Annotated in this window: 8 protein-coding genes (1 of these 8 cut by a window edge); all 8 read right to left on the bottom strand. The window is 36.8% G+C overall.

From position 1 onward, the window contains the following. Nucleotides 1–352: the 5' portion of a Fe-S-containing hydro-lyase gene (locus QUE18_RS00040; RefSeq protein ID WP_009203099.1), read on the bottom strand. 203 nt of this gene lie to the left of the window's left edge; 352 of the gene's 555 nt are visible here — the first part of the coding sequence; the start codon lies at nucleotides 350–352; the stop codon falls past the left edge of the window. Nucleotides 353–427: 75 nt separating this feature from the next. After that, nucleotides 428–1,270: a fumarate hydratase gene (locus QUE18_RS00035; protein WP_009203098.1), complete on the bottom strand. Its 843-nt coding sequence runs from the start codon at nucleotides 1,268–1,270 to the stop codon at nucleotides 428–430. Between the two features lie 151 nt (nucleotides 1,271–1,421). Next, entirely contained in the window at nucleotides 1,422–3,905 is a 2,484-nt protein-coding gene (gene gyrA, locus QUE18_RS00030; RefSeq protein WP_009203097.1) for a DNA gyrase subunit A, read from the bottom strand. Between the two features lie 14 nt (nucleotides 3,906–3,919). Next, complete coding sequence (gene gyrB / locus QUE18_RS00025; protein ID WP_008392975.1) at nucleotides 3,920–5,842, bottom strand: DNA topoisomerase (ATP-hydrolyzing) subunit B; 1,923 nt, start codon at nucleotides 5,840–5,842, stop codon at nucleotides 3,920–3,922. Nucleotides 5,843–5,851: 9 nt separating this feature from the next. Then, complete coding sequence (gene recF / locus QUE18_RS00020) at nucleotides 5,852–6,937, bottom strand: DNA replication/repair protein RecF (RefSeq protein ID WP_008392976.1); 1,086 nt, start codon at nucleotides 6,935–6,937, stop codon at nucleotides 5,852–5,854. An 11-nt stretch (nucleotides 6,938–6,948) separates the two neighbouring features. Then, nucleotides 6,949–7,155, bottom strand: coding sequence for an RNA-binding S4 domain-containing protein (locus tag QUE18_RS00015; RefSeq protein ID WP_008392977.1), 207 nt, complete (start codon nucleotides 7,153–7,155; stop codon nucleotides 6,949–6,951). Between the two features lie 15 nt (nucleotides 7,156–7,170). Next, entirely contained in the window at nucleotides 7,171–8,274 is a 1,104-nt protein-coding gene (gene dnaN / locus QUE18_RS00010; protein ID WP_009203096.1) for a DNA polymerase III subunit beta, read from the bottom strand. A gap of 282 nt (nucleotides 8,275–8,556) precedes the next feature. Beyond that, nucleotides 8,557–9,891, bottom strand: a complete 1,335-nt coding sequence (gene dnaA, locus QUE18_RS00005; protein WP_008392980.1) for a chromosomal replication initiator protein DnaA — start codon at nucleotides 9,889–9,891, stop codon at nucleotides 8,557–8,559. Nucleotides 9,892–10,000: the final 109 nt, after the last annotated feature.

The raw sequence follows: 10,000 nt of genomic DNA, 5'->3' as shown, positions 1-10,000 counted from the left end.
CACCATTCTGTTTTATTGATTCAATGACTTCTGAAGATCGTTTCCCTTTTCCGATCATACCTTTTAATCCTTGATCAAGCATCGTTGGGGTATATTTATCCATTCTGCTGCTTGTTGTCGGTCCTGCTGATCCAATGACCTGTCCTTCTCTTGCTGGTGTTGGCCCGAGATAATAAATAAACTGCCCTTTTACATCTACTGGTAATTCTTTCCCATCTAACAGCGTTTCATACATTCTTTTATGTGCCGCATCTCTAGCTGTATAGATCGTTCCTGTCAAATATACATAATCTCCAGATTTAAGCTCTGCCAACTCTTCTGTATTTGCTGGAACATTTAAATGTTTCTCCATAATCTTCTACTCCTTGTATTTAAAAAATACTATATTCTAAAAATTTCGTCTGAACGATAGATAATATCTAACTCTTTATAACACTCTATGTGCATGACGATTTACGTGACAGCAGATATTTACTGCTAATGGCATTCCCGCAATGTGTGTAGGGTATGTCTCAATATTAAGTCCTAACGCAGTTGTTGAACCTCCAAGCCCTCCTGGACCAATACCTAACTGATTGATTTCTTCTAACAATTCTTTCTCTAATTTCGCAATATGTGGCTTCTCAGATGGTGTATCTAAGTTTCTCGTCAATGCCTTCTTAGCTAGAAATGCTGCTTTTTCAAAACTTCCACCCAATCCAACACCTACAACCATTGGTGGGCAGGCATTAGGTCCTGCATCTTTGACTGCCTGAATTACTGATTTCTTTATCCCCTCTTCTCCATCTGCTGGTTTTAACATAAATATACGACTCATATTTTCACTTCCAAATCCTTTTGGAGCTACTAGAATTTCAAGATTTTCCCCTGGGACAATATCTATATGCATGATCGCAGGTGTATTATCTTTTGTATTCTCACGGATCAACGGATCCTTTACAACAGATTTCCTAAGATATCCTTCTGTATACCCCTGACGCACCCCTTCGTTAACTGCATCATGTAAATCCATACCCTCAATATGAACATCCTGTCCGATATTTAAAAATACGATTGCCATTCCTGTATCCTGACAGATTGGAATCTGATCTGCTGCTGCAATTTCCATATTTTCCTGCAATTGATTTAAAATCTGTTTTCCTAATGGGCTCTTTTCACTTTCTGTTGCATTCTTAAAACGGCATTTCATATCTTCTGTCAGAGATAAATTTGCCTCGATGCACATCTCTTTTATATTCTTGATGATCTCATCTGTATGAATCGTTCTCATGTTTTCCTCCAAAAATATTTTATTGTCACTGCCAAAATATCATAAATTTTCCTGCAAATAAAGCTGCATCAGATTTTGACCTTGGTATCATTGTTTTATTATATAACGAAATCAGGACATAGACAATTCATCTACGCCCTGATTTTTATTTTTATTCTTCTGTTGTATTTTTTTCCATTTCGTCTTCAAGCTTCTCTTCACGGACTTTTGCGATGCTGGCTACTTCAACATTTTCACCAACATTCATAACTTTTACTCCAGAAGTATTTCTTCCAAGAATAGAAATAGAATCTACCGCTGTACGTATGATAATTCCCTCTGTTGTGATCATCATAATCTCATTATCGTCATTCACAGCCTTCACACCTACAACATCACCTGTCTTTTCTGTGATCTTGTAGCACTTAATTCCTTTACCACCACGATGCTGTGTTGTAAACTCAGAAGTCAGTGTACGTTTACCCATACCATTTGCAGATACGATCAGTAACGCTTCTCCCTGACTGTCAAGCTGCATTCCAATAACTTCGTCATCACCTGTCAGATTGATTCCACGAACCCCCATAGAAGTTCGTCCAATACATCTGACGTCACTCTCATGGAAACGGATACACTGTCCATTCTTCGTTACAAGGAATACATCCTCATCATCTTCCGTATATTTAACTTCGATCAGCTGGTCATCATCTTTTAATGTGATTGCTGCTAATCCTGTCTTACGGATATTTGCATATTCCATGATAGATGATTTCTTAACAACACCATATTTCGTTGCCATTAACAGATATTTTCCTTCTTCGTAATCTACAAGTGGAATCACTGCTGTAATCTTCTCTCCTGGCTGTAACTGAAGCAGATTAACGATTGCACTTCCTCGTGCTGTTCTTCCACTCTCAGGAATCTCATATGCTTTCAGACGATATACACGTCCTGTATTTGTAAAGAACATGATATAGTGATGTGTCGTTGTCATAAACAGTTCTTCGATGTAATCCTCATCGATTGTCTGCATTCCCTTGATACCTTTACCACCACGATTCTGACTTTTGAAATTATCAACAGTCATTCTCTTGATATATCCAAGTTTTGTCATTGTGATCACAGTATTTTCTCTAGGGATCAGATCTTCCATGGAAATATCATCAACATCAAATCCAATCTGTGTTCTTCTTTCATCGCCATATTTGTCACGGATCAGTGCAATTTCATCTTTGATAACTCCAAGTAATTTCTTTTCATCTGCAAGAATTGCCTTCAATTCACCGATACGCTCCATCAATTCTTTGTATTCTTTTTCAAGTTTGGCACGTTCCAAACCATTCAGTGCTCTCAGACGCATATCAACGATTGCCTGTGCCTGTGCATCTGAAAGTCCAAAGCGTTCCATCAATTCAAGCTTGGCTGCCTGAATGTTCTCGGCTCCACGAATGATCTTGATCACTTCATCGATGTTATCCTGTGCGATCAGTAATCCTTCTAAGATATGCGCGCGTTCTTCCGCTTTATTTAATTCATAGCGTGTTCTTCTTGTCACAACATCTTTCTGGTGTGTCAGATAGTAATCTAGCATCTCATGTAGATTCATTGTCTTTGGCTGTCCATCAACAAGTGCCAGCATGATCACACCAAATGTATCCTGAAGCTGTGTATGTTTATATAACTGGTTCAGGATTACGTTCGCATTCGCATCACGACGAAGTTCGATGCAGATACGCATACCACTTCTGTCAGATTCATCACGAAGCTCTGTAATTCCTTCCACTTTCTTTTCTCTTACCAAAGCTGCGATCTTCTCGATCAGTCTTGCTTTGTTTACCATGTACGGAAGCTCTGTTACGATAATACGCTGCTTTCCATTTGCCATTGCCTCAATATCTGTAACAGCACGTACTTTAATCTTTCCACGGCCTGTACGGTAAGCCTGATCAATTCCAGAACGTCCAAGGATCGTCGCTCCTGTAGGAAAATCCGGTCCTTTAATGATCTCTAATAATTCTTCAATCGTTGTCTCACGATCTTCCTCAACCTGATTATCAATGATCTTAATAACTGCATTAATAACCTCTCTAAGGTTATGAGGCGGAATGTTCGTAGCCATACCAACCGCGATTCCCTGTGTACCATTCACTAATAAGTTTGGAAAACGAGAAGGTAAGACAGCGGGTTCTTTCTCTGTCTCATCAAAGTTTGGTCTGAAATCAACTGTATTCTTGTTAATATCAGCCAGAAGCTCCATAGAAATCTTGCTTAATCTTGCTTCTGTATAACGCATGGCAGCTGCACCATCACCATCAACAGAACCAAAGTTTCCATGTCCATCTACCAATGGATATCTCGTGGACCATTCTTGTGCCATATTAACTAACGCACCATAGATAGAGCTGTCACCATGTGGATGATATTTACCCATTGTATCACCGACGATACGAGCGCATTTACGATGTGGTTTATCAGGTCCGTTATTTAATTCTATCATCGCATAAAGAATTCTTCTCTGTACCGGCTTCAAACCGTCACGCACATCTGGAAGAGCTCTGGAAGCGATAACGCTCATGGCATAATCAATATATGAATTCTCCATTGTTTTTTTGAGGTCAATGTCATGAACTTTATCAAAAATTGTATTCTCGTCCATTTGTTTCTCCCTTCCTAAATATCAAGATTCTGTACATATTTTGCGTTTGCTTCAATAAATTCTCGTCTTGGTTCTACCTGATCACCCATCAGTGTTGTAAATGTCAGATCGATCTCTGAAGCTGAATCTTCATCGAGGTTTACTCTTAATAAAATTCTCTTCTCAGGGTCCATGGTTGTATCCCATAACTGTTCTGCATCCATCTCTCCAAGACCTTTGTAACGCTGGATCTTGTTATTGTTATCTCGTCCGATTTCCTGAAGAATGTTGTTTAATTCCTCATCACTGTAAGCATACCAGAACTTCTTATTCTTCTCTACACGGTAAAGAGGAGGCTGGGCAAGATATACATACCCTTTCTTGATCAATTCCGGCATAAAGCGGTATATGAACGTCAGAAGCAGTGTTGCGATATGTGCACCATCAACATCGGCATCTGTCATGATGATGATCTTATGGTATCTTAATTTCTCGATATCAAAATCTTCATGAATTCCTGTACCAAATGCTGTGATCATTGCCTGAATCTCTTTATTGACAAGTACTTTATCAAGCCTTGCCTTCTCAACATTTAAGATTTTACCACGAAGAGGCAGGATTGCCTGAGTTGCACGGGAACGAGCCGTCTTTGCAGAACCACCCGCAGAATCTCCCTCGACGATATAGATCTCACAGTTTTCCGGATTCTTATCTGAACAATCGGCAAGTTTTCCAGGAAGACTCATACCATCAAGTGCTGTCTTTCTTCTTGTAAGATCTCGCGCTTTTCTCGCAGCATCTCTTGCTCTCTGTGCAAGTACAGCCTTCTCACAGATTATCTTCGCAACCTGAGGATTTTGTTCTAAGAAATATTTCAACTGCTCAGATAAAATACTGTTAACTGCACCCCTCGCTTCACTATTTCCTAATTTCTGTTTTGTCTGACCTTCAAACTGAGGTTCCCCGATCTTAATACTGATAACAGAAGTCAATCCTTCACGAATATCTTCACCACTTAAATTATCTTCTTTTTCTTTCAGAAGGTTATTCTTTCTCGCATAATCATTAAACGTTGATGTCAATGCCATCTTAAATCCAGATAAATGTGTACCACCTTCCGGTGTAATGATATTATTTACAAAACTTAAGGATGTCTCATTGTAAGAATCGTTATGCTGGAATGCAACTTCAACATACACACCATCTTTTTCACCCTCACAATAGATCACATCTGGATAAAGTGCTTCTTTCCCCTTGTTCAGGTAAGTCACAAATTCTTTAATACCACCTTCATAGTGGAACGTTTCAGAAACCTGTTCTTCCCCACGATCATCTGTTAAGACGATTTTTAAATTCTTTGTTAGGAAAGCTGTCTCCCTTAACCTTCTCTTCAGCGTATTATAATCAAAATCAATCGTCTCAAAAATCGTTGCATCTGGATAAAATGTAACCGTTGTTCCAGTTTTATCTGTATCTCCAAGAACTTTCAGCGGATAACATACTTTTCCTCTCTCATAACGCTGTTTGTGAATATGTCCTTCCTTGCAGACTGTAACTTCCAACCAGTCAGATAAAGCATTAACCACAGAAGATCCTACACCATGAAGACCTCCGGATACTTTATATCCTCCACCGCCAAATTTACCTCCTGCATGAAGGATCGTAAATACAACTTCAACGCTGGATACACCTTTTTTCTTATTGATCCCAACCGGAATTCCACGCCCATTATCCTCAACCGTTACAGAGCCGTCTTTGTTCAATGTTACGATGATCGTATCACAGAATCCAGCCAGAGATTCATCTACGGCATTATCTACAATTTCGTATACCAGATGATGAAGTCCTTTTTCTGATGTACTACCAATGTACATTCCGGGTCTTTTACGTACAGCTTCCAACCCTTCCAGAATCTGGATCTGATCAGCTCCATATTCTCCATTTTTTTGTGTACCCATAGTTTCCTCCTAATTTTCCTTTACAATTTTTCCTGCTTTTATCTGAAACATCCGTTGGATCGGCAGATGTTTACTAATAAATTCATCCAGACCTGTACAGGTAATGATCGTCTGCGTATCCTTGATACTCTCTAGTAAATACGTCTTACGATTACTGTCAAGTTCAGATAAAACATCATCAAGCAGCAGGATCGGTGACTCTTTCATCACTTCTCTCATCAACTGGATCTGTGCCAGCTTCAAAGAGAGCGCTGCTGTCCGCTGCTGCCCTTGGGAACCATATTTGCGGATATCAATCCCATTCACAATAAAACTGATATCATCCCTGTGCGGTCCCACTGTCGTTGTAGAATATTTTAAATCTTTTTGTCTCTTCTTTGCAAGTTCCGTTAAATAACTATCATACCCTACATCGCGGTCATATTCCAGTAAAATTTTTTCTTTCCCGCCAGTTAATTTATTGTGAATCTTTTGACAAACTTCACCCAAATGTTTGATAAATTTTTCACGATATTTAATAACCTCTGAACCATATTTTACGAGCTGAATATCCCATGCTTCTAATGTTTCTATCAGATTATTCTGAAAACGTATCTGTTTTAACAGATTATTTCTCTGAACTAGTATTTTATTATAATTTGTTAATTGATACAGATATAATCTTTCCATTTGGGATAATTCAATATCGAGAAATTTTCTTCTTTCACTTGGACCACTCTTTACAATCTTTAAATCTTCGGGCGAAAATAAAATTACCGGAATCTGTCCCAACAGATCACTGGATCTTCGAATCGGAATTCTGTCAATTGCCACACCTTTTGCTTTATTTTTTTTAAGATGCATATCTAACTGATGATCAATTCCCTGTTTTTCGAAATGAATTCTTATGTGAGCTTCATTCTCTTCAAACTTTATCAACTCCCGGTCCTTATTTCCACGGTGTGATTTTGTTGTCGCACTTAAATAAATTGATTCCAGAATATTGGTCTTTCCCTGGGCATTATCTCCATACAATAAATTCGTTCCACTCGCAAAATTCATGGAAAGTTCGTCATAATTTCGATAATTTTTTAATTCCAAAGATTTAATAATCATACTACTCCAAACTATTTGACGATATGAATCTCCTGACCATCAAAAGATACAACTTCGCCACCATATAATTTTTTTCCTCTTCTTGTTTCAACTTCTCCATTCACAAGAACTTCACCATCCTGAATGACAATTTTTGCCACAACTCCAGAATCTACAAGTCCAGCTGCTTTTAATGCCTGTCCAAGTTTAATAAATTCATCTTTAAGTTTAATTTCCATCTCAAAAGTCCTTTCTTAATGATTAAAATTAACCGGAAGAATCAGATAATTGTATGTTCCCGCATCATCTTTGATATAACAAGGTGCTTTCGGATTTACCAGATAAATATTGATTTCTTCATCATCGATCACTCGAAGAACATCCATCAAAAACTTTGGATTAAAGCCAATTAACAGATCTCTTCCTTCTTTTTGGATCAGAATTTCTTCTTCCATAGATCCAAAGAAAGAATTAATATTTAATTTTAATGAATGGTCAGCAATATCGATAATAATTGGTTTTTTATCAGATTCACGAATCAAAAGACTCGCTCTGTCGATACAATTTAAAAATTCTTTTTTGTTAATTGTAATCTTTGTTTCATAATCACTAGATAACATCTGGCTTATCTTATAATATTCCCCTTCCAGCAATCTTGAAACAACTCTTGTATTATCAAATTCAAATAAAATATGTTTTGAAGTTACATAAATTGAAACATTTTCATCCATTTCTCCAGAAATGATCTTCACAATTTCTTGTAAAGTTTTCCCAGGAACGACAACTTTAAACGGATCATAATGATCTTTTAATTCAATATGTCTGATGGAAATTCGATGTCCATCTAAAGATACAACACTTAATTGGTCATCTTTTACTTCAAATAATTCACCCGTCATTAATTTCGTATTTTCATTATCCGAAATCGAAAAAATTGTTTGACGAATCACTTCTTTTAAAGAAAACTGGGATAAAGTGATATTTTGATTTTTTTCAATCTCTGGTAAAGAAGGAAATTCTTCACCTTCTTGTCCCATAATCTGAAAACATGCTTTTTCACAAGTGATCGTTGCTTTGTACTGATCATCTGTTTCTATTGTTATGTCATTATCCGGTAATTTTCTAACGATTTCAGAAAAAAGTTTTGCTTCAATTGCAATTTTACCAGGCTGATGAATCTGTCCATCAATGGTAGTTTCAATTCCAAGTTCCATATCATTCGCTGTTAATTTAATATTTCCTGTACTAGCTTCAATTAAAATACATTTTAAGATGGGAAGCGTGGTGTTGTTTGATACTGCTTTGGAAACAATAGAAACAGCATGCACTAAATCAGATTTTGTACATATGATTTTCATAAATGTGTATAACTCCTTTCGGTGTCAGATTGTTGTTAAATAAATAAATAAAAGTCGTAGTAATAGTCGTAGTAGCTGTGGATTTGGGGATAACCTTAAAAAACCGCTAAGTATAAAGGGTTATAAGGGTTGATAAAATGTTTAAAACTTGATGAAAATCAGAGGATAATCATAGATTTATCAACATCACCAAAATCAGCAAAAATACTAATACACAGGATATCCACAGGTTATCCACGAAAAATGTGGATAACTATCGAAAAAATGTGGAAAAAATAAAAATTAATCCATTTTTTTGGTAATAACATCAATAACCTTGCTTAATTCAGGGTCTTTGTCTAAGTCTTTTTCAATTTTTTCAATGCCATGAATGACAGTAGAATGATCACGTTTTCCAATGATCTCACCAATCTTAACAAGAGACTGATCCGTCATTTTCTTGCATAAATACATACAAATCTGGCGTGGATAGGCGATATCATGACTTCTTTTTTTGGAAATGATATCACTTGTCTGAATATTAAAATGTTCTGCAACTGTTTGCATGATCAATTCAGGTGTAATAGCTTGTTTTGTCTTGTTGTCGATCAGATCCTGAAGGGCGATTTTTGATAATTCAAGGTCGATCGGTTTCTTATTTAATTTAGAATAAACTTTGATCTTGTTTAAGGCACCTTCCAGATCACGGATATTAGACTTAATATGGGTAGCAATATAGTCAAAAATCTCATCATCAATATAAATATTGTCTAATTCCGCACGTTTTCTAAGGATCGCAACCTTTGTTTCATAGTTTGGAGGCTGAATATCAACTGGTAGTCCCCAGCTGAAACGGCTTCGAAGTCTCTCTTCTAAAACATCCAGTTCTTTTGGAGGTTTATCAGAAGAAAGAATGATCTGTTTTTTAGAGTTATAAAGTGCATTAAAAGTATGGAAAAATTCCTGCTGAGTACTTTCTTTACCAATAACAAACTGAATATCATCGACCAATAAAACATCGATATTGCGGTATTTGCTGCGCAATTCTTCTTGTTTTTTATGTTGAATTGAATTGATGACTTCGTTTGTAAAGTCTTCACTTGTTACATACAAAACATTTAAAGAACTGTTGTGTTCAATAATGTAATGTGCAATGGAGTGCATTAAATGAGTTTTTCCAAGACCAGCACCTCCATATAAAAACAGCGGATTATAGGCTTCCGCTGGAGCTTCCGCAACAGCAATACTTGCGGCATGTGCCATGCGGTTATTGTCGCCGATTACGAATGTATCAAAAGTATAGCGGGGATTTAAGTTATTATTATCATGTTCAGGTGCAGCAGCAGGAGTTTCTTGTGGTTTTTCTCCTTCTTTTTCAAGTTCGAACTCGATATCGTATTTCTTTCCTGTCAGATCAGAAATAGCAAGGGAAATATAAAAATCGTACATTTTTTTCTTGATAAACTGAATACCCCGCTCATCGTATTTTGCATCCAGAGACAGAATGATCTTATTTGACTGGACATCTTTGATATGTAATGGCTTAATCCAGGCATTGATCGCAGCACTGGAGACGTCATGCTCTTGCTCAAGCTTGACTAATACATCATCCCAAATTTTTTCAATTTCGTTTTTCATGGATAACATAAATCCCTTTCTAAATCATATTTTTATAAATGTGCATAATACGGCACTATGCATATAGTGTATAACAAAAAATTTCTTTTTTCAATCGAAAAATAAAAGT

Origin of the sequence: Anaerostipes hadrus ATCC 29173 = JCM 17467 (assembly GCF_030296915.1) — a bacterium.
Lineage (GTDB): Bacteria > Bacillota > Clostridia > Lachnospirales > Lachnospiraceae > Anaerostipes > Anaerostipes hadrus.
The sequence above is the reverse complement of the archived record's forward strand: the minus strand, read 5'-3'. Positions and strand labels throughout refer to the sequence as shown.

Excerpts from the sequence above, each read along its gene's own strand:
- QUE18_RS00035 (WP_009203098.1), bottom strand. The coding sequence starts at position 1,270 with ATGAGAACGATTCATACAGATGAGATCATCAAGAATATAAAAGAGATG.
- gyrA (WP_009203097.1), bottom strand. The coding sequence starts at position 3,905 with ATGGACGAGAATACAATTTTTGATAAAGTTCATGACATTGACCTCAAA.
- gyrB (WP_008392975.1), bottom strand. The coding sequence starts at position 5,842 with ATGGGTACACAAAAAAATGGAGAATATGGAGCTGATCAGATCCAGATT.
- recF (WP_008392976.1), bottom strand. The coding sequence starts at position 6,937 with ATGATTATTAAATCTTTGGAATTAAAAAATTATCGAAATTATGACGAA.
- QUE18_RS00015 (WP_008392977.1), bottom strand. The coding sequence starts at position 7,155 with ATGGAAATTAAACTTAAAGATGAATTTATTAAACTTGGACAGGCATTA.
- dnaN (WP_009203096.1), bottom strand. The coding sequence starts at position 8,274 with ATGAAAATCATATGTACAAAATCTGATTTAGTGCATGCTGTTTCTATT.
- dnaA (WP_008392980.1), bottom strand. The coding sequence starts at position 9,891 with ATGAAAAACGAAATTGAAAAAATTTGGGATGATGTATTAGTCAAGCTT.